The sequence below is a fragment of the Bradyrhizobium sp. USDA 3364 genome (assembly GCF_054056355.1).
Map to the genome: position 1 here is coordinate 35,567 of NZ_JBSRYG010000002.1, position 25,922 is coordinate 61,488.

Consider the following 25,922-nt stretch of genomic DNA (forward strand, 5'->3'; position numbering starts at 1 on the left):
AAGTCATTTGCGAGCGAGGTATTTCGGAATATTAGAAATATATTCCTGATTTGCCCGACGTGTCAAGTTGCCTTGTCGAACGCCGGCAGGCGTCGGCCCCTTTGCATGGGGTTGTTTTCGATATTTTGCCAGTGCGCGCCTGCGGCGGCCGCAGGCAGCGCGAGGTGAAGCGGCACGGCGATGCCTCAGCGCCCGGTCCAGGTCGGCTTGCGCTTCTCGCCGAAGGCCTTGAGGCCTTCCTTGGCGTCCTCGGTCATCGCGAGCAGCGCGATCTGGCTTTCGGTGTAGGCGATGCTCTCGTCGAACGACATCGAGGCGATCGCGCGCATCGCGTATTTGCCGCGCCGGATCGCGGTCGGCGACTTGTCGACGATGCGGCCGATCAGCCAGTCGACCTTGGCGTCGAGCTCGGCCGCCGGAACGACGTAGTTGAGCAGACCCGCCGCCTGCGCAGCCTTCGCGTCGAACGGCTCGCCGGTCAGCGCCCATTCGTTGACGAGGCGCGCAGGCGCGATCGATTGCAGCAGGCTCAGCACCTGCATCGGAAACACGCCGACCTTCACCTCGGGCAAGCCAAAGATCACGCCATCGGCTGCGACCGCCATGTCGGTCATGCACAGCAGCCCCATGCCGCCGGCCATGCAGACGCCGCCAACCCGCGCGATCGCGGGCTTCGTGGCGCTCTGCGACAGCCGCAGCAGGTCGGCATAGTCGACATTCGGTCGCGAGAAATCCATCGAGAACGCCGCGCCGCTGTTCTGCAGATCGGCGCCGGCGCAGAACGCCTTGTCGCCCGCGCCGGTCAGCACGATGACGCGGACGTCCTTGTCGTCATGCGCCTCGCGATAGCCCCTGGCGATGCCCGCGATCACACCGGCATTGAGCGCGTTGCGCTTGTCCGGGCGGTTGATGGTGATCCAGAAGGCCTGCCCGCGCTTTTCGAGAAGAACGCTGTTGTCGGTCATGTTTCCCGCCTGTGTGCTGCTGTTGTCAGCCCACATTTGCGGCAGGATCGGCGCCGACTGCAAGCAGGATTATGCGGCGGCGGACGCCTTCCTGATCCAGACCTTGTTGTCGTGGAACGCGGCGCCGCCGACCGGAGCAACGGCCTCCGCTCCGGTCAGCATGTTGATGCCGCGACCGCCGATGTGCGACTTGTTCGGATGGATCGACTCGGCGATCAGCACGCCGCGGCGAACGCCGTCGAACAGTCTAGCGGTCAGCGTGGTCTCGCCGCGCACGTTGCCGAGCGTCACCGCATCGCCGTCGGCGATCGAGAGCGCGGCCGCATCGTCGGGATGGATCATCACCGTCGGCGCACCCTCGCGGGCCTGCGACGACGGCGTCTCGTTGAAGCTGGTGTTGAGGAAGCTGCGCGAGGGCGACGTCGCGAGCCGGAACGGATGCTGCGCGTCCGCCTCCTCGATGATGGTCCAGTGGTCGGGCAGCGAGGGCATCTTGTCCCATGCCCCCATCAGCCCGCCGGTGCCGACCGGCACCTTGCCCCAATCGACCTTGAAGTGGAACTTCTTGTCGGCATGAGCGAAGCCGTCGAGATAGTGCGAGGTGCGGAAATCAGGCTGCAGGTCGCGCCACAGCTCGGCCTCGAGCGCGTCGATATCGCCATGCCCGCTCCTCTTCAGCGTCGCGTCGATCAGTTGCCGCGGCGTCATGTCGAAGCCGGGATGCACGGCGTTGAGGCGGCGGCCGAGCGCCTGCATCACCGCGTGATTGGAACGGCACTCGCCGGGCGGATCGATCAGCTTCGGGCCGACCGAGATGTGCTGATGGCCGCCGCCGTAGTAGAGGTCGTCGTGCTCCATGAACATCGTCGCCGGCAGCACGATGTCGGCCATCTGTGCGGTTTCGGTCATGAACTGCTCGTGCACCGCGACGAACAGATCCTCGCGGGCAAAGCCCTGGCGCACCAGCGCCTGCTCGGGCGCCACCGTCATCGGATTGGTGTTCTGGATCAGCATCGCCTTGACCGGGCCGCCGCCGCGCAGCGCCTCGGCATCGCCGGTCAGGATGCGGCCGATCTGCGACTGATCGAGCACGCGCGTTGCCGGATCGATCGCGTCGTGGCCTTCAATGATCGACTCGTCGAAGCGCCAGAGCGCAGCGTTGTTGAAGAACGCGCCACCGCCCTCATATTGCCAGGCGCCGGTGACCGCGGGAATGCATGACGCAGCGTGCATCTGCGCGGCGCCGTTGCGGCTGCGGGTGAAGCCGTAGCCAAGCCGGAAGAACGAGCGCTTGGTGGTCCCGACCAGCCGTGCGAACGCCTCGATCTCCTCGACCGGCACGCCCGAGATCGCCGCGGCCCATTCCGGCGTGCGGGTCTTCAGGTGCGCTTCGAGCTCGCCGGGGCAATCGGTATAGCGCGCGAGATACTCGCGATCGGCGAACCCCTCGCGGAACAGCACATGCATCACCGAACAGGCGAAGGCGCCGTCGGTGCCCGGCCGCAGCAGGATCTTGATGTCGGCCTGCTTCATGGTCTCGTTGTTGTAGACGTCGATCGCCGCGATCTTCGCGCCGCGCTCCTTTCGCGCGCGCGATGCGTGCGTCATCACGTTGACCTGGGTGTTCACCGGATTGGTGCCCCAGATCACCACGAGGTCGGAGACGCCCATCTCGCGGGGATCGACGCCGGCGATCTTGCCGGTCCCGGCGGCAAAGCCGATGCGCGCGATGGTTGCGCAGATCGTGCCGTAGAAGCGCGAATACTTCTTCACATGCGACAGCCGGTTGAGGCCGTCGCGCATCACGAGCCCCATGGTGCCGGCGTAGTAATAGGGCCAGACCGACTCGGCGCCGAATTCCCGCTCGGCCGCATCGAAACGCGCCGCGATCTCGTCCAGCGCCTCGTCCCAGGAGATCCGCGCGAACCGGCCGGAGCCCTTCGGCCCGGTCCGGCGCAGCGGATACATCAGCCGCTCGGCATGATGAATCCGCTCCGCGTAGCGCGCGACCTTGGCGCAGACCACGCCGGCCGTGTAGGTCTGCTGTTTGGAGCCGCGCACCCGGCCGATCGAACGTCCGTCGATCACTTCGACGTCGAGCGCACATGCCGAGGGGCAGTCGTGCGGACAGGTGGAATGGCGGATGTCGACCTTGGCATGCTGGTTCATGGCCAAATTGGTAACATCAAACGCCCGCTCCGCCGAGGGGCATTATTGACCCAGCCTGGGCGAAAACCGGGCATGAGCCATGCGGCAAGCGCCCAGGCCGGAGTGCTATCGGCCCGCTTGTCCGTCAAACGCGGAAGATGCGGGTATAGCGCGCCTTGATCGACTCACCTTCCCGCTCCACCGCCGCCGGATCATCCTTCATCGTCTTGATGTCCTTCAACGGCTTGCGGCCGGCCTTCTCCTTTGCCTGCGCGTGGACCGAGCGGAGACCACCGATCTCGATGTTGAGCTGCTGGCCCTCGCGCCCGAGCGCAAAGGATTGAAACAGCCTTGCGGCGTTCGGATGCGGACAGTCCTTGAAGATGCCGTTCGGTCCGACGATGAGCGGCGATCCCTCGGTGGCGTAGACCGGCTCGACTGGGCGGCCGGCCTCCTTCAGTTGAAAGATGTTGTACTCGTTGCCGTCGGCCATCACCGCACGCTCGCCGAGATCGAGCTTCTTGGGTGGATCCGTCGAGGACTGCACCTGCATGATGTTCTGCTTGGCGAGTTGCTCGAAATAGCTCCAGCCGAGATCGCGCTGCATCTGATAGGTCGCGGTCATGATGGTGCCGCTATAGCCGGGATGCGCCTTCACGATCTTGCCCTTCCACCTGGGATCGAGCAGATCGGCAAAGCTCTTCGGCGCCTCCTCGGCCTTCACGAGATTGGTGTTGTAGGCGATGATCGACAGCCAGACCCGGAAGCTTGCGAACTGGCCGTCGGCGTCGCGATGCTCCTCCGGATAGTATTTTGCGACCTCCTCCGGGACATAGGGCGCCAGAATGCCGTCGCGCTTCCACACGATGAAATGCGCGGCGTCGGAGGAATTGACCACGTCGACGGCGTGAACGTTGCTGGAATATTCCTGGCCGACCCGCTGGAACACGCGCTCGGCGCCGGTGCGTTCGACACGCACGCTGATATAGGGATATTTCGCTTCGAACGCCTTCGCCAGCTTCTCTGCGACCGGCAGATCGGTCGAGGTGTAATAGACGACTTCGCCCTCTTTCTTCGCCGCCTCGATCAGCGCCGGGGTCACCGGTTCCGCAGGTGGCGCGGCGGCCATCACGCGCGTTGAAAGGGCGGCCCCTGCCAGCACGGCACTGGTGCCCTTCAGCATGTCACGGCGCGATAGCCCAGAATATTTCCTCATATGATTCCCCGCACGAGATGGCGAAGTTGGTACACCGTCGTCCCGCTCTTATTCCGTTGCGCGAAGACGGAGTCTGTCGTCGACAGATGCTTCAGGTTGCAGCTAGACTTATGGTCAAGAAACAAGACTAAAGTTGGGGGAAACAATCAATGGCGTGCTTTCGATACGCCTTGGTGTTTATCGCGGCGCTGCTCACCGTGTCGGTGCCAGGCTCGCATGCAGGCGCCGAGGATTACCCCGCGCGGCCGGTCAGAATCATCGTTCCCTTTGGCCCCGGCGGTCCGGCCGACGTCGTTGCGCGGCAGATCGGCAGCATCCTGCAGGAAGGCCTCGGCCAGCCCTTCGTGGTCGAGAACCGCACCGGCGCCGGCGGCGTGATCGGCACCTTCGAGGTCGCCAAGGCACCGGCCGACGGCTACACCCTTCTGATGATGTCGAACACCCAGACCGCGAATGAATCGCTGGTGCCGCAGCGCAAATACGAGCTGATGCACGACCTGACGCCGATCGCATCCCTCAACTCTTCCGATCTGGTGATCGTGGTCCACCCCAGCGTGGCGGCAAAGACCCTGCAGGAATTCATTGCACTGGCAAAGGCGCAGCCCGGAAAGCTGAACTATGCTTCGTCAGGTCAGGGCACGCCGTATCACATGGCCGGCGAATTGTTCAAGGCGATGGCCGGGATCGACGTCGTGCACGTGCCCTACCGCAACAGCGGCGAAGCCCGCAGCGGCGTCATCGGCGGTCAGGTCCAGATGATGATCGATGCGGTTCCGGCGATGGCGCCGAATGTTGCCGAGAACCAGGTACGCGCGCTCGCAACGACCGGCAAGACCCGTTCGAGCGTACTGCCCAATATTCCGACGGTGACCGAGGCCGGCGTTTCCGGTTATGAGGCGACGATCTGGCTCGGCCTGATGGCGCCAGCGGGGACACCGAAGCCGATCATCGACAAGCTCAACACAGCCGTGAACGCCGCGATCAAGCGGCCTGACGTCGAGAAGCTCTGGGCCGCACAGGGCGCGGCGCCGATGACAATGACGCCGGACGAATTCGACAAGTTCCTGCGCGCCGATATCGTGAAGTGGGCAGACGTCGTCAAGCGACTGGACAAGGCCCAATAGATGCGGAACGGCAAGACCGTTGCTGTGGAACAGTGCCGATGAAGACGTTGAAAATCTTGAGCGGTGGCGCGGCGCAGGGCCTCGTGCGCAGCCTTGCGCCTGCGTTTGAAGCCGAAACCGGCTTCGGCATTGCCGGGGATTTTGGCGCGGTCGGCGCCATGGCCGACAAATTGCGCGCCGGCGTGCCGACCGACATCATCATCCTGACCGCCGCCCTGATCGCGAAGCTGGCCGACGAAGGACTGGTTGTGCGCAGCTCGATCACCGACATCGGCCGCGTTGAAACGGCGCTTGCGGTTCGGGCCGGCGATCCGCTGGCGCGCGCCGAAGATGGTGCCGGCCTGCGCGCGGTGCTGCTCGCTGCCGATGCGATCTTCGTGCCCGATACCAAGGCGTCGACGGCCGGAATTCACGTCGCCAGGGTGCTAGCACAGCTCGACATTGCCGATGTCGTCGCCGACCGCCTGAGAATTTTTCCGAACGGCGCGACTGCCATGCGGCATTTGGCCGAGTCCAGAGACCGGCGACCGATCGGTTGCACGCAATCGACCGAAATCATCAGCACCGGGGGCGTTGTGCTGTCCGGCACGCTACCGCCGGAATGCGGGCTCGCAACCATGTATACGGCTGCCATCCCGACGCAGGCATCGTCGGCGTCGCAGGCGCAACGCTTGATCGCGCTGCTGACATCGCCCGAGACATCCGGGCCACGCAGCCAGGCCGGCTTCGTTTCCGATGCAACCTAGCGCGCCAACTGTGTGAGACCCGTCGGCGGTCCATCGACCGCAGTCCAGCCGCCATCGACGAACAGCGTGCTGCCGCTGACATAGCTCGCCGCATCAGATGCAAGGTAAGCGACCGCGGTGGCAACCTCGTCGGCACTGCTCCAGCGATTGAACACGGTGTGGCCGGCATAGAGATTGTAGATATCCGGCCGCTGCTTGAACGGGCCGGTCAGCGCGGTTTCCGCGATACTCGGCGCGATCGCATTGACCCGAACGCCGGATCGCCCGACTTCGGACGCGAAGCCCTTCACCAGCAGTCCGATCGCAGCCTTGGTCGAGCCATAGACCGCAAGGCCGGGCTCGATGGTCACCGCGCGCACCGACGAGCAGGCGATCAGGCTGCCGCCCTGCTGCTCGACCATGAGGCGGCCGAACGCCTGGAAGAACCAGACCGTGCCCTTGATATTGAGGTTGATGACGCGGTCGAGATCCTCCTCGGTGTAATCGAGGATGGTCTTGCGGATGTTCAGCCCCGGCGTCGTCACCGCGATATCGACGCGTTGAAATTCCGCCAGCGCGTTCGCGGCGAGCGCCCCGACATCAGCGCGGTCAGCGGCATCGCAGCCGACGGCCGTTGCCGATCCGCCCTGCCGCCGGATAGCAGCCGCGGTTGCGTCCGCGCCTTCCTGGGTTCGATCGGCGCACAGCACGCGCGCCCCGAGCGAGGCCAACGCTTCGGCCGCCGCTTTGCCGATCCCTGACGCCGCTCCCAGCACGACGGCAGTCTTGCCGGTGAGATCGAATAACTTGCGGTAGTCGGTCATGTGACCTCCCGGGATGCGCGCGATGCTCGTTTGCCTTCCATGATGACTTCATATACTAATATATCACTTTTGGGAGCAGAAATGCCCGCCCGCTTGCCGAAAAAGTCGGAGCTCCGCAACCCCGCCGGTCACAGGCGAGGCGGCCGCCCCCGTGCTGCGACTGCCGCCGCGCGGATCTACGCCGACCTGCGCGCCGAACTGGTGTCGCTGCAGCGCAAGCCGGGCGATCCGATCCTCGAAGCGGAGATCGCGTTGTCCCACGGCGTGAGCCGGACGCCCGTGCGCGAAGCCATCCTCCGCCTGTCGGATGAGGGCCTGGTCGAAATCTTCCCGCAATCCGGCATCTTCGTGTCGCGCATCCCGCTCGCAGCGCTCCCCGAGGCGATCATCGTCCGCAGGTCGCTGGAGGAAACCACGACCCGCATGGCCACCGAGCGCGCGAGCAAGAGCCAGCTCCTCGGCCTGCATTCCATCCTCGCGCGCCAGCGTGAGGCCGATGCGGCCGGAGACCGCGAGGCGTTCCATCAGGCCGACGAGGCCTTTCATGCCGCAATCGCCGACATCGCAGGATACCCAGGCATCTGGAAGCTGATCTTGCAGGTCAAGGTTCACATCGATCGTTTCCGGCGCCTCACGCTGCCGCAGCGCGGGCGAATGGCCGAGGTGATCGCCGAGCACGAGGCCGTGATGACGGCGATCGAGGCGCGCGATGCATCATCCGCGGCGACTGCAATGGTCAGGCATCTGGAACGGCTGCTCGCCGACATCGGCACCACCAAACACGACAATCCGGAGTTCTTCGACCAGCTGAACTAGTCGAGCGATCCGGGCAAAAAACTGCAGGAAGGAAACGACATGAATCATGCACGCCGATCACAGCACCGCGTTGCGCGGCTCAGCCGTCGCGACGTCATGTGGATGGGTGCCGGCCTTGGCGCGGCCGCTGCAACATCGCCGGTGGTCGCCCAGACCAAGGCCGTCTTCAAGGCATCCGACGTCCAGCCGCCGGGCTACCCGACCGTGGTGGCGACGGAGAACCTCGGCAAGAAGCTGGCGGCGACGACCAACGGACGGCTATCGGTGCAGATGTTCCCGTCGATGCAGCTCGGCGGCGAGAAGGAAACCATCGAGCAGACCCAGATCGGTGCGATCCAGATGCTGCGCGTCAGCGCCGGCTCGATCGGTCCCATCGTCGACGACATCAACGTCGTCAACATGCCCTTCCTGTTCAAGAACATGGCGCATGCCGAGCGGATGATGGACGGCCCGATCGGCCAGGAGCTGCTGGACAAGATCACCGCAAGCCCGAATGCGGGGCTGGTCGCGCTGTGCTGGATGAATTCCGGAGCGCGCAGCCTCTACAACACCAAGCACGCGATCAAGACCATCGCCGACATCAAGGGCCTCAAGTTCCGCGTGATCGGCAATCCGATCTTCATCGACATGATGAACGCGCTCGGCGGCAACGGCGTCGCGATGGGTTACGACCAGGTGTTCAGCGCGCTGCAGACCGGCGTCATCGACGGCGCCGAGAACAATCCCCCGAGCTACGTCTTCAGCAATCACTACACCGCAGCGAAGCACTTCTCGCTCACCGAGCACCTGATCGTTCCCGAACTGCTGGTGTTCGCGAAACGGGCCTGGTCCGCACTGACGGCCGATGACCAGGCACTAATCAGGAAGCTTGCCCGCGAGGCGCAGATGGAAGAGCGCGGGCTCTGGAACATCTACGAGCAGCAGGCGATGGACAAGGCGAAGGCCGCCGGGTGCGAGATCATCGAGATTGCCGACAAGGCGCCGTTCCAGAACGCGGTCAAGCCGGTATGGGACAAGTACGGCCCGAAATACCAGGACATGATCGGGCGCATCCAGTCTGCCTGACACGACATCGCACAGGAAATCGACATACCACAGGACATGACATGGCCGGATCCTATCGCCGCGCGATGGACTATCTGTATCTTGCTTGCGTCATCACGGGCTCTGTTGCGCTGATCCTGATTTCAGCTGTTATCCCCTGGGCGGTGTTCACGCGCTATGTGCTCAACAGCGCCGCATCCTGGCCCGAACCGCTCGCGGTGCTGCTCACCATCGTCGTGACGTTCATCGGCGCGGCCGCCGGGTATCGGCTCAACCTGCATATGAACGTCGGCTATTTCGCCGGCAAGCTGCCGGACCCACTCCGCAGCCTTGCCGACCTCGTCGTCCAGCTGCTGATGGGGTTGATCGCGCTGTTCATGATGATCTGGGGTTATCGGCTCGTCGAGGTGACCTGGTACAATACGATCGCCGACTTCCCGTCCCTCTCGGTCGGCGTCACCTATCTTCCGATTCCGATCGGCGGCGCCTGTCTGCTCCTGTTCATCATCGAACGGATTTTTCTCGGTGCGCCACCCGATCCGATCGGATCGCATCGCGAAGTATCGATCGACTGACCGCGAGAAGCCATCATGGACATCTCCATCCTGCTCGCGACCATGCTGTTCTGTTTCCTGATCGGCATGCCGATCGCCTACTCGCTGGCGATGGCGGCCATCGTCGGCGCCTTGTGGATCGGCATTCCGCTGGAAGCGGTAATGCTGAAGATTTCCGACGGCGTCAGCAAGGTTGCGATGCTGACGATCCCGTTCTTCGTGCTGGCCGGCGCCATCATGGCAGAGGGCGGCATGGCCCGGCGCCTGGTTGCGTTTGCTGACGTGCTGGTTGGACTGACCCGCCTGCGCGGCGGCCTTTCCATCGTCAACGTGCTTGCCACGACATTCCTGAGCGGCATTTCGGGATCGGCCGTTGCCGATACGTCCGCGATCGGTTCGGTGATGATCCCGCAGATGGAGCAAAACGGCTATCCGCGCGTGTTTGCGACGAACCTGACAATCACCTCGTCGGTTCAGGCCCTGCTGGTCCCGCCGAGCCACAATGCGGTGCTCTACTCGCTGGCGACGGGCGGAACGATCTCGATCAGCGCCCTCTTCATGGCCGGCGTGTTTCCGGGGCTGCTGCTCGGCTTCTCACTGATCATTCTGTGCCTGGCCATCGCCTACCGCGAAAAGCACCCGCATGGCCAGACCGTGCCGGCCAAAGATGCGATCCGGATCGCCATCGATGCCTCCTGGGGTCTCATCACCCTCGTCATCATCCTTGGCGGCATTCTCTGCGGCATCTTCACCGCGATCGAGGCCGGCGCCATCGCCTGCATCTGGGCCTTCTTCGTCACCATGTTCATCTACCGCGACTATCGTTGGCGCGACCTGCCGGTGCTGCTGCATCGCACGCTGCGCACCGTCGCCATGGTGATGACGCTGATCGCCTGCGCCTCCAGCGTCGGCTACATCATGGCGCTGACGCAGATGCCGGCCAAGATGACCGCCTTCTTCCTGTCGATCTCCGACAACAAGTACGTCATCCTGCTCCTGATCAACGTCCTGCTGCTGGTGCTCGGCACGCTTGTCGACATGGCACCGTCGATCCTGATCGCAACGCCGATCCTGTTGCCGGTCATGAAAAACTTCGGTGTTGATCCGGTGCATTTCGGCATGATCATGCTGCTCAATCTCGGCATCGGCCTGTGCCACCCACCGGTCGGCGCGATCCTGTTCGTCGGCTGCGCGGTCGGCAAGGTCACGATCGAGCAGGTCATGCGCAAGATCTGGCCATTCTACGCGGTGATGTTCTTTGTCCTGCTGTGCGTGACTTATGTCCCGGAGATCTCGCTGTGGCTGCCGCGGCAACTTCAGGTTCTGCACTGAAGGCGAGCGTCATCTTGCGCAGGCGCGGCAAACGCGTCAGCATGACAGGCAGAAGCGCGTCTGCGCCGGCTCCGTCAAGAAAGGGCACCGTCGTGAGGATCATCGACCTGAGCCGAGAGCTCTATCACCGCACGCCGAGCTATCCCGGCCATCCGCCGATCATGCACGGGATGTGGAAGAACCACGAGGAAGCCCTGGCGGAGTCGAGAAACGTCTACGGGCTGGCATCGATGTTCATCTCGATGCCCGACCACGGCGGAACCCACATCGATGCGCCCCGGCATTTCGGCCCGAGCGGCATCCCGATCAACGAATATCCGCTGGAGAAGTGCATCGTGCCGGGCATCTGCCTCGACCTGCGCCATATTGCACCGCGTGCCGAGATCACGCCGTCCGACCTCGATACGGCCGTGAAGGCGGCCGGACGGCCGATCCCGAAGGGCGGCACCGTGCTGCTCTGCACCGGCCATCACGCACGGACGTTTCCGCGCAAGGAATACTCGACCGACAATTCCGGCGTGAATGTCGCGGCCACCGAATGGCTGGCGAAGCAAGGCATCGTTCATTTCGGCATCGACTCGATGCGGCCGGGCCCCGACAGCGACGAGAACCTGCTGGTTCACAAGGTCTGCCTCGATCTGGATATCACCCACATCGAAAGCCTGTGCAATCTCGAAGCCCTGCTCGGCCAGGGGCCGTTCACCTTCATCGGCCTGCCGATGAAATGGCGCGACGGAACCGCCTCGCCGATCCGCGCGGTGGCAGTGTTCGATCTCGAAGCGTGATGCGGATGAGGGGATATCCGATGACAGGCAGCAGGTCGGCTCCTACCTCGCGTCGCTCCATCCTGAAGGCCAGTGGCGCGCTCGTGATCGCTGGCCTCGCTGGCGAGGCCAAGGCCGCAAGCTATCCGGAACGCCCGGTCAAGATCATCGTGCCGTTCGCGCCGGGTGGACCGACCGACATCATGGCCCGCATCCTCGGCACCCATCTTGGCGAAGCGCTCGGCGGCACCATCGTGGTCGAGAACCGTCCCGGCGGCGGCGGCAATATCGGGATCGGCCTTGCGGCGCATGCCGATCCGGACGGCTATACCCTGCTGATCGCGTCGAGCGCCTATGTGGTCAATCCGGGCCTCTACGCCAAGATCCCGTACGATCCCGACAAGGACTTTGCGCCGATTGCCGAACTCGGCACGTCGCCGAACGTGATCCTGGTCGATCCGAAGCTCGGCATCAATTCGGTCGCCGACCTGATCGCACGCGCCAAGGCCAACCCGGACGAGCTGAACTATGCCAGTCCGGGCCTCGGGACGACGCCGCATCTCGCCGGCGAGCTGTTCAAGTTCATGGGCCGGATCCAGATGACGCATGTGCCGTTCTCGGGCGCAGGTCCCGCGATCCAGGCGATCCTGGGCGGAACGACCCAGGTCGCGCTTGCGGCGCTCCCGCCCGCCCGTCCGCACATCGAGTCGGGCGCACTCAAGGCCCTGGCGGTCACGGGAACCCATCGCTGGTTCGATTTGCGCGATGTGCCGACCATGATCGAGCTCGGCTACAAGGATTTCGTCTCCGACACCTTTCAAGGCTTTCTCGCGCCCGCGAATACGCCCTCCTTTGTCGTCGAATTGCTATCGGCGAAATCGATCGAGGTCCTGAAGCGGCCGAAGATCGCCGAGCAGCTGCGCAATGACGGCTTCGAGGTGCTGGCGAACGGCCCTGACGGCATGCGCAAGCGAATCGCGGACGAAGTTCCGAAATGGCGCGACATCATCGCAAAGGCCGGGATCAAGCCGGTCTGAGCAGATCAACATTGCGCGACACGCACAGCGTGTGATCTTGCGACCGCTAACCGGCATCCCTACGCTGCCCGTCCATAACAAAAAGACAGGGAGGCGATCGTCATGACCACAAGGCGGGATTTCCTGAAAGCGGGAGCAAATGCGGCGGCGGGCATCGTGTTCTGCAGCTGCGGGCTGGTCCACAACGCGAATGCGCAGCAATCGCGCCAGAAGTTGCCGGTCACCGTCGACGGCAAGCGCATCAAGACGATCGACATTCACTCGCATTGCCACTTCCGCGAGGCGGGCGCCCTGCTCGGCGCCGATGCTGGAAAATATCAACTACCGCCGGTCAACGGCGCCGACGAAGCTTTCGTCGAGGTCGACAAGCGCCTGGCCGCAATGGACGCGCAGGCCGTCGACATGGAGGTGCTCTCGATCAATCCATTCTGGTACGACCGCGATCGCGATCTTGCCGGTCGAATCGTGAAAACCCAGAATGAAAAACTCGCCGAACTCTGCGCCTCGAAGCCCGACCGGTTCGCGGCCTTCGCCTCGCTGACGTTGCAGGCGCCGGACCTTGCGGTGCAGGAGCTGGAGACCGCGGTCAGGAAGCAGGGGCTGAAGGGTGCGGCGATCGGCGGCGTCGTCGACGGCGTCGAATTCTCCGATTCCAGGTTTCACCCGGTGTGGGCGAAGGCCGAGGAACTCGGCGTCCCGCTGTTCATCCATCCGCAGGGCGTGCCCGAGCTCGGCAAGCGGCTCTCCGGCAATGGCTGGCTCGGCAACACGATCGGCAATCCGCTCGAGACCACGATCGCGCTCTCTCACCTGATCTTCGAGGGCACGCTCGACCGCTTCCCGGGATTGAAGATCATCGCCGCGCATGGCGGCGGCTACCTTCCCTCCTATGCCGATCGCTCGGACCATCCCTGCCTGGTCGGGCCCAAGGGATGCAATCCGGAGATCAAGCTCCAGAAGGCGCCGACCGACTATCTCAAGCAGATCTATTTCGACTCGCTGATCTTCACGCCTGAGGCCGTCCGGCACCTCGCCGCCCAGGTCGGCGCCGGCCAGATCGTGCTGGGAAGCGACTATCCGTATCCTTGGCAACTGGCGCCGGTCGATCACATCTTCGCCTGCGCATCGCTGAGCGACGACGACAAGGCCAACATTCTCGGCCGGACCGCAGCGAAGCTGCTCGGCGTTGCCGCGTGAGGATGGCGGCGGACCGTTGGACGATGTGAATTGCCGTCGTCGCGCCCTGACCTGCGACGATGGCAACGACAATCAGTAGGCCTTCACCGTCCGCATCTCATTGCGCGGCTGGGCAGCGGGCGCCGTCTGCGCGATGTTGGGCACCGGATCGGCGTAGACGGCGTCAGTTCCAACGAACTCGGCCTGCGCCGCGTCCGATATCCATTTGACCGCGGCCGGGTGACTGACCAGCATCCCGATCAACGCAACGATTGCGAGCAACGGCAAAGCGATGAACTTGATGCTGAAGCTCTCGTAGTTGCTTTTTGGATCCTGGTTGCTTTCGGGGTCTTGCTGTCGGTTGTCGAAAGAGCCCTGCATGGATTCCTCCACATTGCGGACGTGATCCACCGAGGGGTCACTTACCGCACAGCACGCAAGGCCGATGTGAATGGTTTCACAGCCTTTGTTCGGCTCACCGTTTCGTGAAATGCAGGACGGATCAAGCGGACGGCGGCTACTCGCCGTCGTTCGCCCCGGCGTCGACCAGCTCTTGCAGCGTCTCGGGCTTCAGCACGACGATCGCGCCGTGCTCGAGCCTGACCCAGCCGCGAATCGCCCACGCCCGGAGCTGCTTGTTGATGCTCTCGCGTGTCATGCCGACCATCTCGCTGATCTCCTGCTGGGTGATCGAGATGGTGCGTCCCTGCGGCTCGCGCTTGTGCTTGTCGCTCAGACGCAGCAGCGCGCTGGCGAGGCGGCCGGGCAGGTTCTGCAGGATCACCTGCTCAACCTGATCGCTGGTCCGGCGCAATCTTTCGCAAAGCAGTTCGATGAACTTCATCGCAAGCGTCGGCTGGCTGCGCACGAACGGAATGAACTCGCGCCGGTCGATGACGAACAGCTCGCAATTGGTGTTGGCGGTGGCATCGGCGGTCCGCGACAGGCCATCGAGCAGCGCGATCTCCCCGAAGATCTCGCCTGCCTCGATCAGGTTCAAAATCGCGTTGCGACCGTCCGGCGACGAGATGCTGATCTTCACCGTGCCCGAGATCACCGCGATCAGGCTGGTGCCCGGATCGCCCTTGGAAAAGATCGTCGTCCCGCGCTTCAGCGTGATGTGCTTGGCGTAGCGGCAGAGCTGATCGAACGCCTCGGGCTCGAGGTCGGCGAAATAGGGATGCTTGCGCAGCACCGACAGCTTGTTGTTCGCAAACAACGGCGCGCCGGCAGTTCGTTCCATTTGCGGCGCACCGGTCATCGTGATCCAGACTGATTGTGTTGCGTTCAATCGGCCGCCCGACAGCAGAGCGGACGCCGACAGAGCCATCGATCAATGAAAGCTCCGAGACTATAGCCCCACCGGGGCCCTACAGCAACAATAGGCCCGGGCCGGCGGCATTGGGATAGAAGGCATCCAAGCTACAATTTGGAATAAATATGTGTCTATGCAACGCTCAATTGCAGGCAATAGCCGTCCGTGATCCGGAATTTCCAGTCCAGCAATGACAATTCCGCCTGGCAAAACCGCCCGTGCGCGAGGTTAGCGCCACCACCAACTCACAACAGCTTGCCGTCCGGCCCGAAGAACGGGTGCGGTCCGTCAAACTGGCCGATGGGCACCTGGTGCGTGACCAACTGTCCAAAATCCGGCCCGGGAAACCATGCGTGCAGATGAAACGCCGGCGGTTCCACCTTGAACGACGGTACGCGGAGCTGCCCAAGGTCCAGGTCGACCGCATGGTTCGGCGCGGGGCACAGTGTCACCGGAATCCCGGCGAAGCCGGTCAGCATGGCACGGTGCACATGCCCGCACCCGATCAGCCGCGCACTCGGGCGTCGCCTGACGATTCCTGCCAGTTCGCCGGCATTGAAGAGATCCTGCCGGTCCATATGCCAGATGCCGCTCTTGAAGGGCGGATGGTGCAGGAAGAGCAGCGCCGGCCGGTCGTCTGCCGCCGCCAGCTCCGAGTCGAGCCATTGCAGCGTGGACGCTTCCAGCATGCCGTGCGGCTTCCCGGCGACGCTTGAATCAAGCAGCAGCAGATCGAGGCCGTTGACCTCGACCTTCTGGTCGAGTGGGCCTGCGGCGTGCACATAGGGAGCGGCAGGAAACGCGGCGCGCATCCACTCGCGCGAGTCGTGATTGCCGGGAACGCCGGCAAACGGCAGGCGCAGCGGCGCGAGCAATCGCTTGAGATAGTCGTATTCCTCGATCGACGGCGTATCGACGAGATCGCCTGAGATGACGACGAAGTCGGGCGCCGGCTCGAACGCGTTGAGCGCAGCCACACAGCGCTCGAGCGCCTTCGCGGTATCGACCCGGCCATAGGCCAACGCGCCCGGCGGCTTGATGTGCAGGTCGGATATCTGGGCGATGAGGACGGGTTTCGACGGCATCGATCAATCTCAGGGTTCGGAAGGCAGCAGACGAACCGCGTCGGCCGCGATCGACAGCCCTATTCGATCACCGACCTTGGCCTGAATTGTGTTCGGCGCGTCGACATTGAGCGGCTTGCTCGACGCACTGCCCACGACAATGCGCTGCCGGTCGCCGATGAAGCTGACGGAATCGACAATGCCCGCAAGCAGACCTGCCCCAGCCTCCACCACGCGAATGGTTTCGGGGCGGATCATGACGGTCGCGTTCGCCGTCGTCGCGCCACCTTCGATCGGCAATCGCCCGCCGGGCAGCATCATGGCGCCGTTCTCGATCGGGGCTTCGATGATGTTCGCCGATCCAATGAATTCCGCGACAAAGCGATCCTTCGGCGCGAAGTAGACCTCGCGCGGCGTGCCGATCTGCGCGATCATGCCTTTCCGCATGACGACAATCCGGTCGCCCAGTTCCATGGCTTCCGCCTGATCATGGGTGACATAGATCGTCGTGATTCCGAGCGCGCGCAACAGCCGGTTGAGTTCGCTGCGCAACCGGTCTCGCAAGGCGGCGTCAAGGGCAGTCAGGGGTTCGTCGAGCAGCAAGATCCCGGGCCGGATCGCGACCGCGCGCGCCAATGCCACGCGCTGGCGCTGGCCGCCCGAAAGCTGGTCGATGCGGCGGCTTTCCAGCCCCGTGATGTTGGTGAGACTCACCAGTTCGGCGACGCGCTTGGCACGCTCGTCTTTGGCAACGCCGCGGATCTTCAGCCCGTAGGCGATATTGTCCGCCACCGTCATGTTGGGGAACAGGGCATAGGATTGGAACACCATCCCGACATTGCGCCGCTCGATCGGGACCGAGGTCATGTCCTTGCCGTCGAACAGCACCTTGCCGCCGGCATCCGGCAGCTCGAGGCCCGCGATGATGCGCAGCATCGTGGTCTTGCCGCAACCCGACGGGCCAAGCAGCACCAGCGTCTCGCCGCGCGCGATGTCGAGGGTTGCCGGATCGAGCGCCCGCGTGCCGTCGGCAAAGGTCTTGCCGCAGGCCTCGATCCGCACCGCTGCGCCGTGCCCCGCCGTACTCATCGCTTGTGATCCCCGTCGGCCAAGAGTTGCATCGCGACCAGCAGCGGAATGATCATCACGAAGAAGATCAGCGTGTAGGCCGAAGCCACTTCGAGCCGCATCGAGGCGTAGCTGTCGGCGAGCCCGATCGGCAATGTCTTCGTCAACGGCGTATGCAGCATCCAGGTCAGGTTGAATTCGCCGAGCGACAGCGTGACCACCATCAAGGCGCCGGCGAGAATTCCCGGCAGCGCGTTCGGCACGATGACGTCGCGGAAGCGTCGCCATGGCGATGCGCCAAGCGAGGCAGCCCCTTCATCGAGCGTCTTGATGTCCACGGTGGCAAACACCGCCATCACCGACCGCACCATGAACGGCATGGTGAAGATCACGTGGCCGACCAGGATGAACAGCCAGGACCGGCGAAAGTCGCCGAAGCTGCCATAGGCGAGCAGCAGTGCCAGCGCAATCGCAAGCCCCGGGATCGCCAGCGGCAGCGTGATGATCTCCTCGACGATCCGCGCAAGCCGCCCGCCCCGCGCATGCAATGCGTAGGCCGCGGGAACACCCGCAAGCAGCGTGACGGCAAGGGTTGCGAACGCGATCACGAAAGAGAGCAGGATGGTGCCGGCATAGAGCTCCCAGACCTGCGCGACCCATTGCAGGGTCACGCCGGACTGGATGCCTCGGAAGTAATTGACGGTGACGCCGGCGGAGATCGAAAGCCCCGCAGGCACCACCAGGAACGCCGCAACGAGCAGCGTGAAGATGAACTGGCTGGTGAAGATCAGGCGATCGCGCATGCTTTCACCCGGCCGCCGCGACCGCGCTGCCGCTGAACGTGCGGGCGAGCGCCAGGATGAGCCAGGTGATCAGGCCAAGCCCCACCGACAGCGCCGCTGACGTCGCGAAGTTCGCGGCCAGCGTGAACTCGGTGTAGATCAGCATCGGCAGCACGTCGATGTTGGTCGCCAGCGTGAAGGCGGTCCCGAACGCGCCCATCGCGGTCGCAAACGCGATCGCGCCGGACGCAACGAAAGCCGGCGCCAGCGCCGGCAGCACGACGTCACGCTGCACCGCCCAGGGGCTCGCGCCGAGCGAACGCGCGGCTTCCTCCAGACCGACATCGAGCTTCTGCACGGCCGCCATGATGGTGAGGATCACGCGCGGGATCGAGAAGTAGAGATAGCCCAGGAAGAGCCCGTAGATCGAATAGGCGAACACGAACTTCTCGCCGAAGATCCGGTTCGACAGGTCGCCGATCAGTCCTTGCCGCCCCGCCAGCAGGATGATCATGAAGCCGACCACCACGCCGGGAAACGCCAACGGAAAGGTCAGCATCGCTATCAGCACGGCCCGCCCGGGAAAGCGGTGCCGCTGCAGAAACATGCCCGCAATCGTCGCCACGATCAGCGTCACGACCGTGGTTGCCGCGGCCAGCAGCACGGTGTTGATCAGCGTCGCGCGATAGCGGCCTTCCGTCAGGATCGCGAGATATCCGGCGAGCCCGTGCGGCCCTTCGGCGCCTGCGACCACCAGGCGCGCCATCGGCAACAGGAAGAACGCCGTGGTCACGACCGCAAGCGGCAGCAGGCAGAGCCAAACGAAGGATTTTTGCGGCATCGGAAGGGTGGTGCCCCGGCAAGGGCACCATATTGCCTCAGCGGACCTCGGCGAGATAGCGGTCGACGAAGGCTTTTTGCACGTTTTCCATCTCGCCCCAGTCCACGCTCTTGGCGCGGGCATAGTCGCTGTCGGGGAGGAATTTGCCCTTCACGGAAGCCGGCAGCTCGATCGGGCGGGCCGGACGCAGATAGGCATTGGTCCAGATCGCCTGCCCCTTGTCGGACAAGAGATAGTCCATCACCTTCTTGGCCTTCTCCTTGTCGGGCGCGTTCTTCACGAGACCGACGACATAGGGAAACACCACCGAGCCTTCGCAGGGAATCACAAACTCGAAGTTGCCCTTTTCGGAATATTTCGCGCGATAGGCGTTGAAGTCGTAGTCGAACAGGATCGGCATCTCACCGGAGACGACGCGGGCATACGACGTCTGCTTGGGCACGATCGGATCGTTCTTGCGCAATTCCTTGAAGAAGGTGATCGCCGGATCGAAATTGGTGGGCGAGCCGCCGAGCGCCAGATTGACGGCAACCGCGCCGACATAGCCGACCGCCGCCGACGACGGGTCGAGGTAGCCGACCATCCCCTTGTAGTCGGGCTTCAGCAGGTCCTTCCAGCAGGCCGGTACCGGCTTGCCGCCGAGCGCGTCCTTGTTGACGAACAGGCCCAGCGTCCCGGAGTGGATCGTGGTCCAGTAGCCGTCCGGGTCCTTGAGGCCGGCGGGGACCTGATCCCAATGCGCCGGCTTGTAGGGTTCGAGCGCATCCTGGGCCTTGGCCTTCATGCCGAAGGTCACGCCGAAATAGCCGATATCGCCGACCGGATTGCTCTTCTCGGCCAGGATCTGGGCCAGCGCCTGGCCGGAATTCTTGTTGTCGTGCGGGATGTCGTAGTTGAGGTCCGCCTTGATCGCCTTCAGCATCGAGGCCCAGTCTGCCCATTCCGGCGGGCAGTTGTAGCAGATCACGTCGGCCGCCTTGGCGGATTGCCACGGCGCGATCAAGGTCAGCGCCAGCAACGCAAGGACAAGGCGGACGGTCTTCATGGGAGGCTCCGGTCTGGGAGAGGATGCAATGAGGATTTCAACATCAACGAGGCGACCAAGTATAGGCCGCGTATGAACGTTTTGCGACGCGCTTGCTGCCGTGCAACAAATGCAACGGCCCCGACACCGACGATCGGATGCTCGCGAGGATCGGTCGTTTCGCGCTAGGCTATCAGCCGAAAGAGGAAGCGCCTATGTACCAGCCGCCCGGCGTCAAGACATCGCCCGATCTTCCCGTTCCCGACCTGATGGAAGCCTGGGTCCTTGGTGACCCCGACCAGCTCCACCTTCGTGAAAAGCCGACACCCGTCCCGTCACGTGCCGAGGTGCTAGTGCGCATCGATGCGGTCGCGATCTGCGCAACCGATCTCGAAATCATCCATGCGGGGTCGCCGGCGAGCATTCAGGGCGGCTTGCCCTTCAACAAGAACTTCACGCCGGGTCACGAATACATGGGCACGGTTGCCGCGCTCGGCCCTGATGTGGACGAGTTCAGGGTCGGTGAGCGGATCAGCGTCGAGATTCATGCCGGCTGCGGTCAGTGCAAGCGCTGCCGCCAGGGCATGTACACGTCATGTCTCAACTATGGAAAGCCCGAGAAGGGCCACCGCGCCAACGGCTTTACCACGGATGGGGGATTCGCCGAATACGCCGTCAATCACATCAACACGCTGGCGCGCGTCCCGGATACCATGAGCGATGCGGAAGCAACACTCGTGGTGACTGCCGGTACCTCGATGTACGGCTTGACGGAACTGGGGGGATTGGTCGCCGGCGAGAGCGTCGTGGTGATCGGCCCGGGGCCGATCGGACTGCTCGCAGTCGCGGTGGCCAAGGCGCTTGGCGCACGCCCGGTCATCCTGACGGGCACACGCAACAAGCGGCTGGCAATCGGCAAGGAGCTGGGGGCCGACCGCGCTATCAACATCAACGACGAAGACGCCGTTGAGGTCGTGAGGCAACTAACAGGAGGGATCGGTGCGGACTATGTCGTGGAATGTGCCGGCACCGAAGTGACACTCAACCAGGCCATTCACATGACCAATCGTGGCGGCAGGATCTGTCTGGCCGCCTTCCCGCACGAGGCCGCGACGCTGGACATCGCGCATCTCGTGCGGAACAACATCTACGCCTACGGCATCCGCGGCGAAGGTCGCAGCGCCACACACCGCGCCATGGAATTGATAGCGGCGAAGCGGTTCGATGCGACCAAGATCCATACGCATACGTTTCCGCTGGCCGACCTGCCGACCGCGCTCAGATATGCGCGGGACCGCGTGGATGACGCGATCAAGGTCGTGGTCACCAATCGCAAGGCCGACGCGATCGCGAGCGCTGCGGAATAAGCAAGCGTCCTTGCCCGGGAGCCTGTTCACACCGAACAGTATCGCTCCTTGATTTCGTCGTCGGCCAGCAGCGCCTGCGCCGATGCCTGGTGCACGACGGAGCCTTGATCCAGCACATAGGCACGATCGGCGATACTAAGCGCGAGCTCGACGTTCTGCTCGACCAGCAGAACCGTCGTTCCCTGCGCCTTCATGCTGCGGAACAGCTCGAACATCTCGTCGACCAGCACGGGCATGATGCCTTCCGAAGGCTCATCCAGCATGATCAGGTCGGGCTTTGCGATCATCGCGCGCGCGATGGCGAGCATTTGCTGCTCTCCGCCGGACATCGTGACCGCCTCCTGGTCCATGCGCTCGGCCAGCCGAGGGAATATCCCAGCGATCTCGTCGATCCGTTCGGCTTCCCGCTTCTTCGCCGGCGACGCCACCAGCCCGAGCCGCAGATTTTCCCGCACGGATAGCCCCTGCACAATGCGCCGCTCTTCGGGAACATAAGCGAGGCCCAACGCGAAGCGCACATGCGCCGGTTGGCGCAGCAGCTCCTCACCCTTGAAGGTGACCGAGCCGCGCGTCCGCCCCATCAAACCCATGATCGATTTCAGCGTCGTCGTCTTGCCGGCACCGTTGCGGCCGATCAGGCAGACGATCTCGCCCTTGGTCACCTCAAGGCTGATATCCTGCAGGGCGTGGCTTGCGCCATACCAGGCGTTGAGCTTGCTGATCTGCAGCATCGCCTCAATGCTCCCGCTGGCCGAGATAGACACGCTTCACCGCCTCGTTCTGCCGGACTTCTTGCGGCGTTCCCTCGGCAAGCAGTTCTCCATGATGCAGCACGAGGATGCGATCGCTGATCCCGAGCACCAGCTTCATCTTGTGCTCGACGAGGATGACCGTCCGTTCCTTTGCGAGCTTCACGATCAGGTCCATCATGGTCCGGGTTTCTTCCGGACTCATGCCGGCCGTCGGCTCGTCCAGCAGCAGCAGACGGGGCTGGCTGGCAAGCGCCATCCCGATCTCCAGCGCCCGCTGCTCGCCATGCGCCAGCGTCTTGGCCGCCCGTTCCCGGGACTCCCACAATCCGACCAGGGCCAGCAACTCATCCGCGCGCTCGACCAGTTCGGTCAGCCGCGCCCGAGGACGCCAGATATCGTATCGCGACACCAGGGCCTGCAGACCGACGCGGATGTTCTCGCGCGTCGTGAGCTGCGGAAACACGCTGGTGATCTGAAAGGACTTTGCGATCCCCATATGGGCAAAGCGGTGCTGAGGTAGGCCGGTGACATCCTTGCCCTCGAACTCCACGCTGCCGTTGGTGGGTTGAAAGGCGCCGCACAGCAAATTGAAATAGGTGCTCTTTCCCGCCCCGTTCGGACCGATGATGGAGGTGATCGCCCCTCTAGAAAACTCGGCCGAGATATTGTTGAGCGCAACAAACTTCCCGAACGTCTTGCCGACGCCCCTGGTGCGCAGAATGATTTCCTTCGCCTGGCCTGCTGCGGCGGTCATCGTCGACCTCGCGCAATCAACGTGCCCCAGATGCCGGCCGGGAAGAACAACACGCATGCGATGAAGATGGCACCGACGATCAGCTGCCAGTGAACGGTCCACACCGAAACCACGTTCTCCAGAACCAGGAAGACCGCGGCGCCGATCATCGGCCCGAAGAACGTTCCCATGCCGCCCAGGAGCGCGATCATCACAACCAGGCCCGACGTCTCGTAGTGCAGGATCTCGATCGGAACGATCGACAAATGCAGCGCCTGCAACGCGCCCGCAAGGCCACAGAAGCCGCCCGACAAGACGAAGGTCAGCAATCGGGTCTTGGTGACATCATAGCCCGACGCGCGCGCCCGCATCTCGTTCTCTCGCACCGCTTCGATGACGGCACCAAACGGCGACGCAAGAATGCGCGACATCACGAAGAATGCAGCGATCACGAAGGCCGCAATGACGTAGTAGCGGATCATCGGATTGATGAAATCGATCCGCAGGCCGAACAGATCGATGGTGCGGACATTGATGCCGCGGAGCCCGTTTTCGCCGCCGGTCCAGTCAACGGCCTGATAGAACAGGTAGTAGACGCATTGCGACAGCGCCATCGTCACCATGGCGAAGTAGATGCCGCGGGTCCTGATCGCGAGCACACCGATCAACAGCGCCATCAACAGGCCACCGGCGACCCCGGCCGCAATGGCCGCATACCATGGCCAGCCGAAGTGCACGATGGCGATGCCGCAGAGGTAGGCGCCGGTCCCGAGCAGCGCAGCATGACCGAACGACAGCAGGCCCAGATAGCCGAACACCAGGTTGAACCCGAGGGCGTACAAGCCGTAGATCAGGATGTTCACGGCGAGCGCCGTGAACGGCATCACCAACGGGAAAATCAGGATCACCGCGGCCACAATGCTGGCGCGGTGCCGCGTTGCGAACCCGTACCAGCCGGCCGTCGTGGCGCGGGGCTGCTTGATGAATTCGGTTGCGTCGGTCATGCCTCGCTCAGCTCATCAATCCGGCGCGACCGAAGAAGCCCTGGGGACGAACGATCAGAACGATCGCCATCAGGGCAAAGATCGAAACCTTGGCCATCTCGGGTGCAAACAGCGAGGTCATGCTGACCACCACACCGACCAGCAGGCCCGCCAATACGGCGCCGCCGATCGACCCCATTCCGCCCACGACCGTCACCACGAAGGCTTCGGCGAGGATCGTGCCGCCCATCTCCGGAATGACGCCCTGAAGCGGGGCCGCCAACAGGCCGGCAAACCCCGCGATCGCCGTACCTATGCCGAACACGATCAGCCAGACCCGGGACACATCGACCCCAAGCACGCGGACGATCTGCGGATCGCGCGCGCCGGCACGGATAATCAGCCCGAAGCTGGTCTTCTCCAGGAACAGCCAGAGCGCCAGCAGGACGACGGCCGTCGCCCCGATCACGAACAGGCGATAGAGCGGGAAATACCCGACACCGATGTTGACGGCGCCTTGGAGCACCTCGGGCGTGTCGAAGGGATAGCCGGTCTTGCCAAAGGCGATGCGCACGCATTCGACCATCACGTAGCTCAGCCCGAAGGTCAGCAGCAGCGGATAGTCGATGCCGCGGCCATAAAGGGGCCGGATCAACACGCGTTCGACCGCAAGGCCGAACAGCCCGATCAGGATCGGCGCGGCGACAAGGCAGATCCAGAAATTGCCGCCGATCGAGATCAGATAAAGCCCGACATAGGCCCCCACCATGTAGAACGCCCCATGGGCGAAATTGACGACCGTCAACATCCCGAAGATCAGCGAGAGGCCGATAGCAAACAGCACATAGATCGCGCCGAGCGCCAGCCCGGCAAACAATTGCAGCGCAATCAGGTCAAAGCTCAGGCCCGCCATTCGTCCCCCTCAATACGGCGCGCCCCGCCCCGCGGCGCGCGCCGCGTGAACTCAGCTCTTGTGGCCGAGCGCCTCACAGGTACGCAGGTTCTTCTCGTTGGGTTCTTCGGTCGAGAGAACCTCGAACACATCGGACTCGTTCTTCATGTCCTTGGACTTCGACTTGATCACGAGCACCGATTGCACCGACTGATGGTCGCATTTGCGATAGTATTGCGGCCCCTTGTAGTAGTCGTACTTCAGGGCCTCCAACGCGGCGACGACCTTGTCGGTCTCCACGCTGCCGGCGCCCTTGACCGCCTCGAGCACGGTCCGAACACCGCCATAGCCGAGCGCACCGTAGTCGGTCGGCAACTTGCCGTCATACATCTTGCGGAACGCGTCGTTGAACGCCTTGGTCGAGGCGAACTTGTCCTCGATGCCCCAGTAGAACGAGCAGCCGCCGACGACGCCCTCGAACGCCTGGGGGCCCGCCGCGACGCGGCTGGCATGCGAGAGCAGCGGTGCAATGATCTGGATCGATTTCTTGATGCCGAAGTCGGTAGCCTGCTTCAGCGCGATCTGCTGGTCGCGGCCGAAATTGCTGATGCACAGGATGTCGGGCTTCAGCGCCTGGAGACGGGGCAGCAGAGTGGAGAAGTCGGTCGTTCCCAGCGGATGGCGGATGTCACCGAGGTTCTCGATGTTGAATTCCTTGCCGACCTCGAGGAAGCCGCGCACCATCTCGTGTCCGTAGGCGTAATCCGCGGTGAGGAACGCAACCTTCTTGCCGAATTTGGCGAAGGCGTAGCGGCCGACCGCGCCTGACGTCATGTGCGGGTTCAGCGCCTCGTGGAACGTGTATTTGCTGAAGTCCGCCGCCTCGTTGATGGCGTCGGACTGGCTGATCGAGTTGAAGATGACGCCACGCTCCTTGGTGACGTTGTTGATCGCGAGCTGAACCGCAGCCGACAGACTGCCGACGACGAAATTCACCTTCTCCTTCTCGACCAGCTCCAAGGTCCGCGTCGCCGCCTCACCTGGATTGAGCTTGTCGTCGCGCACGACGAGCTCGGCCTTGCGGCCGTTGAGACCGCCGGCATCATTGAACTGGGCGACGGCGAGTTGCCCCGCCCGCACCTGATCCTGGGCCTCGGCGCCGTATGGACCGGTCAAGGGAACGGGGAAGCCGATCTTGATGGGCGCTTCCTCGGCCTGCAGCAGGTTGATGCGAAAGGGCGAGACGGCGAGAGCGGCGCCGGCGCTTGCCGTCGTCAGCAGACGACGCCGCGATATCGATCCAGCTTTGGTGACCTTGTTCGTCATGACCATTACTCCCCAAGAACTGTCTGTGCACTGTCTGTGTTTTGCTTATC

26 protein-coding genes are annotated in these 25,922 nt (G+C 63.6%); 10 read left to right on the plus strand and 16 right to left on the minus strand.

Annotation, left to right across the window (positions count from 1 at the left end; genetic code table 11):
• Positions 1-185 precede the first annotated feature (185 nt).
• From ACVILL_RS00310 to ACVILL_RS00320, 3 genes are all read right to left on the minus strand, one after another.
• Positions 186-965 carry an enoyl-CoA hydratase/isomerase family protein gene (locus ACVILL_RS00310; protein WP_456727304.1) on the minus strand — a complete coding sequence of 260 codons (780 nt, stop codon included), beginning with the start codon at positions 963-965 and terminating at the stop codon, positions 186-188.
• A 69-nt stretch (positions 966-1,034) separates the two neighbouring features.
• A complete protein-coding gene (locus ACVILL_RS00315) occupies positions 1,035-3,134 on the minus strand; it encodes a molybdopterin oxidoreductase family protein (RefSeq protein ID WP_456727305.1) in 2,100 nt (699 codons plus the stop codon).
• Positions 3,135-3,258: 124 nt separating this feature from the next.
• Positions 3,259-4,329 (minus strand): ABC transporter substrate-binding protein, encoded by a 1,071-nt coding sequence (locus ACVILL_RS00320; protein ID WP_456727306.1) that lies wholly within the window; start codon positions 4,327-4,329, stop codon positions 3,259-3,261.
• Positions 4,330-4,478: 149 nt separating this feature from the next.
• Between ACVILL_RS00320 and ACVILL_RS00325 the strand changes: the two genes are divergently transcribed.
• Positions 4,479-5,453, plus strand: a complete 975-nt coding sequence (locus ACVILL_RS00325) for a Bug family tripartite tricarboxylate transporter substrate binding protein (RefSeq protein WP_456727307.1) — start codon at positions 4,479-4,481, stop codon at positions 5,451-5,453.
• Positions 5,454-5,491: 38 nt separating this feature from the next.
• Positions 5,492-6,199, plus strand: a complete 708-nt coding sequence (locus tag ACVILL_RS00330) for a molybdate ABC transporter substrate-binding protein (RefSeq protein WP_456734129.1) — start codon at positions 5,492-5,494, stop codon at positions 6,197-6,199.
• Here ACVILL_RS00330 and ACVILL_RS00335 read toward each other — a convergent pair.
• On the minus strand, positions 6,196-7,002 hold the full coding sequence (locus ACVILL_RS00335) for an SDR family NAD(P)-dependent oxidoreductase (RefSeq protein WP_456727308.1): 807 nt from the start codon (positions 7,000-7,002) through the stop codon (positions 6,196-6,198). The two genes, ACVILL_RS00330 and ACVILL_RS00335, sit on opposite strands and share 4 nt — an antisense overlap.
• An 81-nt stretch (positions 7,003-7,083) precedes the next feature.
• Here ACVILL_RS00335 and ACVILL_RS00340 point away from each other — a divergent pair, with 81 nt between their 5' ends.
• The 7 genes from ACVILL_RS00340 to ACVILL_RS00370 all read left to right on the plus strand — a co-directional run bounded on the left by ACVILL_RS00340 (position 7,084) and on the right by ACVILL_RS00370 (position 13,746).
• Positions 7,084-7,818, plus strand: a complete 735-nt coding sequence (locus ACVILL_RS00340; RefSeq protein WP_456727309.1) for a GntR family transcriptional regulator — start codon at positions 7,084-7,086, stop codon at positions 7,816-7,818.
• A 39-nt stretch (positions 7,819-7,857) separates the two neighbouring features.
• Positions 7,858-8,883 (plus strand): TRAP transporter substrate-binding protein, encoded by a 1,026-nt coding sequence (locus tag ACVILL_RS00345; RefSeq protein ID WP_456727310.1) that lies wholly within the window; start codon positions 7,858-7,860, stop codon positions 8,881-8,883.
• 41 nt (positions 8,884-8,924) lie between these two features.
• Complete coding sequence (locus ACVILL_RS00350) at positions 8,925-9,437, plus strand: TRAP transporter small permease (protein WP_456727311.1); 513 nt, start codon at positions 8,925-8,927, stop codon at positions 9,435-9,437.
• Positions 9,438-9,452: 15 nt separating this feature from the next.
• Positions 9,453-10,748: a TRAP transporter large permease gene (locus tag ACVILL_RS00355; protein WP_456727312.1), complete on the plus strand. Its 1,296-nt coding sequence runs from the start codon at positions 9,453-9,455 to the stop codon at positions 10,746-10,748.
• Between the two features lie 92 nt (positions 10,749-10,840).
• Entirely contained in the window at positions 10,841-11,533 is a 693-nt protein-coding gene (locus ACVILL_RS00360; RefSeq protein ID WP_456727313.1) for a cyclase family protein, read from the plus strand.
• Positions 11,534-11,553: 20 nt separating this feature from the next.
• Positions 11,554-12,549: a Bug family tripartite tricarboxylate transporter substrate binding protein gene (locus ACVILL_RS00365; protein ID WP_456727314.1), complete on the plus strand. Its 996-nt coding sequence runs from the start codon at positions 11,554-11,556 to the stop codon at positions 12,547-12,549.
• Positions 12,550-12,651: 102 nt separating this feature from the next.
• Complete coding sequence (locus ACVILL_RS00370; RefSeq protein WP_456727315.1) at positions 12,652-13,746, plus strand: amidohydrolase family protein; 1,095 nt, start codon at positions 12,652-12,654, stop codon at positions 13,744-13,746.
• A gap of 72 nt (positions 13,747-13,818) precedes the next feature.
• On the opposite strand, the gene ACVILL_RS00375 is transcribed toward ACVILL_RS00370, so the two are convergent.
• The 7 genes from ACVILL_RS00375 to ACVILL_RS00405 form a co-directional block, all read right to left on the minus strand.
• Positions 13,819-14,136 (minus strand): hypothetical protein, encoded by a 318-nt coding sequence (locus tag ACVILL_RS00375; RefSeq protein WP_456727316.1) that lies wholly within the window; start codon positions 14,134-14,136, stop codon positions 13,819-13,821.
• A gap of 106 nt (positions 14,137-14,242) precedes the next feature.
• A complete protein-coding gene (locus ACVILL_RS00380) occupies positions 14,243-14,986 on the minus strand; it encodes a Crp/Fnr family transcriptional regulator (RefSeq protein WP_456734130.1) in 744 nt (247 codons plus the stop codon).
• Positions 14,987-15,285: 299 nt separating this feature from the next.
• Entirely contained in the window at positions 15,286-16,125 is an 840-nt protein-coding gene (locus ACVILL_RS00385) for a phosphodiesterase (protein WP_456727317.1), read from the minus strand.
• 9 nt (positions 16,126-16,134) lie between these two features.
• Entirely contained in the window at positions 16,135-17,193 is a 1,059-nt protein-coding gene (locus tag ACVILL_RS00390; protein ID WP_456727318.1) for an ABC transporter ATP-binding protein, read from the minus strand.
• Positions 17,190-17,975: an ABC transporter permease gene (locus tag ACVILL_RS00395; RefSeq protein ID WP_456727319.1), complete on the minus strand. Its 786-nt coding sequence runs from the start codon at positions 17,973-17,975 to the stop codon at positions 17,190-17,192. The genes ACVILL_RS00390 and ACVILL_RS00395 overlap by 4 nt, the downstream gene beginning before the upstream one ends.
• Positions 17,976-17,979: 4 nt before the next feature.
• Positions 17,980-18,795, minus strand: a complete 816-nt coding sequence (locus tag ACVILL_RS00400; protein ID WP_456727320.1) for an ABC transporter permease — start codon at positions 18,793-18,795, stop codon at positions 17,980-17,982.
• A gap of 37 nt (positions 18,796-18,832) precedes the next feature.
• Positions 18,833-19,840 carry an ABC transporter substrate-binding protein gene (locus ACVILL_RS00405; RefSeq protein WP_456727321.1) on the minus strand — a complete coding sequence of 336 codons (1,008 nt, stop codon included), beginning with the start codon at positions 19,838-19,840 and terminating at the stop codon, positions 18,833-18,835.
• Between the two features lie 194 nt (positions 19,841-20,034).
• On the opposite strand from ACVILL_RS00405, the gene ACVILL_RS00410 reads away from it, so the two are divergent.
• Positions 20,035-21,186, plus strand: a complete 1,152-nt coding sequence (locus ACVILL_RS00410) for a zinc-dependent alcohol dehydrogenase (RefSeq protein WP_456727322.1) — start codon at positions 20,035-20,037, stop codon at positions 21,184-21,186.
• A 26-nt stretch (positions 21,187-21,212) separates the two neighbouring features.
• Here the strand turns inward: ACVILL_RS00410 and ACVILL_RS00415 are convergent, their stop codons facing one another.
• The 5 genes from ACVILL_RS00415 to ACVILL_RS00435 are packed head-to-tail and all read right to left on the minus strand — an operon-like array spanning position 21,213 to position 25,872.
• On the minus strand, positions 21,213-21,917 hold the full coding sequence (locus ACVILL_RS00415; RefSeq protein WP_456727323.1) for an ABC transporter ATP-binding protein: 705 nt from the start codon (positions 21,915-21,917) through the stop codon (positions 21,213-21,215).
• Between the two features lie 4 nt (positions 21,918-21,921).
• Complete coding sequence (locus tag ACVILL_RS00420; protein WP_456727324.1) at positions 21,922-22,692, minus strand: ABC transporter ATP-binding protein; 771 nt, start codon at positions 22,690-22,692, stop codon at positions 21,922-21,924.
• Positions 22,689-23,675 (minus strand): branched-chain amino acid ABC transporter permease, encoded by a 987-nt coding sequence (locus tag ACVILL_RS00425; protein ID WP_456727325.1) that lies wholly within the window; start codon positions 23,673-23,675, stop codon positions 22,689-22,691. The genes ACVILL_RS00420 and ACVILL_RS00425 overlap by 4 nt, the downstream gene beginning before the upstream one ends.
• Positions 23,676-23,682: 7 nt before the next feature.
• The gene (locus tag ACVILL_RS00430) at positions 23,683-24,567 is read right to left on the minus strand and encodes a branched-chain amino acid ABC transporter permease (RefSeq protein ID WP_456727326.1); all 885 of its coding nucleotides are present in this window, start codon (positions 24,565-24,567) and stop codon (positions 23,683-23,685) included.
• A gap of 51 nt (positions 24,568-24,618) precedes the next feature.
• Positions 24,619-25,872, minus strand: a complete 1,254-nt coding sequence (locus ACVILL_RS00435; RefSeq protein WP_456727327.1) for an ABC transporter substrate-binding protein — start codon at positions 25,870-25,872, stop codon at positions 24,619-24,621.
• Positions 25,873-25,922 lie beyond the last annotated feature (50 nt).

What these genes read in the sequence shown, in the direction of transcription:
- ACVILL_RS00350 (WP_456727311.1), top strand. Translation starts at nt 8,925, where the DNA reads ATGGCCGGATCCTATCGCCGCGCGATGGACTATCTGTATCTTGCTTGC.
- ACVILL_RS00415 (WP_456727323.1), bottom strand. Translation starts at nt 21,917, where the DNA reads ATGCTGCAGATCAGCAAGCTCAACGCCTGGTATGGCGCAAGCCACGCC.
- ACVILL_RS00410 (WP_456727322.1), top strand. Translation starts at nt 20,035, where the DNA reads ATGTACCAGCCGCCCGGCGTCAAGACATCGCCCGATCTTCCCGTTCCC.
- ACVILL_RS00320 (WP_456727306.1), bottom strand. Translation starts at nt 4,329, where the DNA reads ATGAGGAAATATTCTGGGCTATCGCGCCGTGACATGCTGAAGGGCACC.
- ACVILL_RS00430 (WP_456727326.1), bottom strand. Translation starts at nt 24,567, where the DNA reads ATGGCGGGCCTGAGCTTTGACCTGATTGCGCTGCAATTGTTTGCCGGG.
- ACVILL_RS00425 (WP_456727325.1), bottom strand. Translation starts at nt 23,675, where the DNA reads ATGACCGACGCAACCGAATTCATCAAGCAGCCCCGCGCCACGACGGCC.
- ACVILL_RS00395 (WP_456727319.1), bottom strand. Translation starts at nt 17,975, where the DNA reads ATGCGCGATCGCCTGATCTTCACCAGCCAGTTCATCTTCACGCTGCTC.
- ACVILL_RS00370 (WP_456727315.1), top strand. Translation starts at nt 12,652, where the DNA reads ATGACCACAAGGCGGGATTTCCTGAAAGCGGGAGCAAATGCGGCGGCG.
- ACVILL_RS00310 (WP_456727304.1), bottom strand. Translation starts at nt 965, where the DNA reads ATGACCGACAACAGCGTTCTTCTCGAAAAGCGCGGGCAGGCCTTCTGG.
- ACVILL_RS00400 (WP_456727320.1), bottom strand. Translation starts at nt 18,795, where the DNA reads ATGCCGCAAAAATCCTTCGTTTGGCTCTGCCTGCTGCCGCTTGCGGTC.
- ACVILL_RS00420 (WP_456727324.1), bottom strand. Translation starts at nt 22,692, where the DNA reads ATGACCGCCGCAGCAGGCCAGGCGAAGGAAATCATTCTGCGCACCAGG.
- ACVILL_RS00365 (WP_456727314.1), top strand. Translation starts at nt 11,554, where the DNA reads ATGACAGGCAGCAGGTCGGCTCCTACCTCGCGTCGCTCCATCCTGAAG.
- ACVILL_RS00385 (WP_456727317.1), bottom strand. Translation starts at nt 16,125, where the DNA reads ATGCCGTCGAAACCCGTCCTCATCGCCCAGATATCCGACCTGCACATC.
- ACVILL_RS00315 (WP_456727305.1), bottom strand. Translation starts at nt 3,134, where the DNA reads ATGAACCAGCATGCCAAGGTCGACATCCGCCATTCCACCTGTCCGCAC.
- ACVILL_RS00355 (WP_456727312.1), top strand. Translation starts at nt 9,453, where the DNA reads ATGGACATCTCCATCCTGCTCGCGACCATGCTGTTCTGTTTCCTGATC.
- ACVILL_RS00325 (WP_456727307.1), top strand. Translation starts at nt 4,479, where the DNA reads ATGGCGTGCTTTCGATACGCCTTGGTGTTTATCGCGGCGCTGCTCACC.
- ACVILL_RS00335 (WP_456727308.1), bottom strand. Translation starts at nt 7,002, where the DNA reads ATGACCGACTACCGCAAGTTATTCGATCTCACCGGCAAGACTGCCGTC.
- ACVILL_RS00435 (WP_456727327.1), bottom strand. Translation starts at nt 25,872, where the DNA reads ATGACGAACAAGGTCACCAAAGCTGGATCGATATCGCGGCGTCGTCTG.
- ACVILL_RS00330 (WP_456734129.1), top strand. Translation starts at nt 5,492, where the DNA reads ATGAAGACGTTGAAAATCTTGAGCGGTGGCGCGGCGCAGGGCCTCGTG.
- ACVILL_RS00340 (WP_456727309.1), top strand. Translation starts at nt 7,084, where the DNA reads ATGCCCGCCCGCTTGCCGAAAAAGTCGGAGCTCCGCAACCCCGCCGGT.
- ACVILL_RS00345 (WP_456727310.1), top strand. Translation starts at nt 7,858, where the DNA reads ATGAATCATGCACGCCGATCACAGCACCGCGTTGCGCGGCTCAGCCGT.
- ACVILL_RS00405 (WP_456727321.1), bottom strand. Translation starts at nt 19,840, where the DNA reads ATGAAGACCGTCCGCCTTGTCCTTGCGTTGCTGGCGCTGACCTTGATC.
- ACVILL_RS00380 (WP_456734130.1), bottom strand. Translation starts at nt 14,986, where the DNA reads ATGACCGGTGCGCCGCAAATGGAACGAACTGCCGGCGCGCCGTTGTTT.
- ACVILL_RS00390 (WP_456727318.1), bottom strand. Translation starts at nt 17,193, where the DNA reads ATGAGTACGGCGGGGCACGGCGCAGCGGTGCGGATCGAGGCCTGCGGC.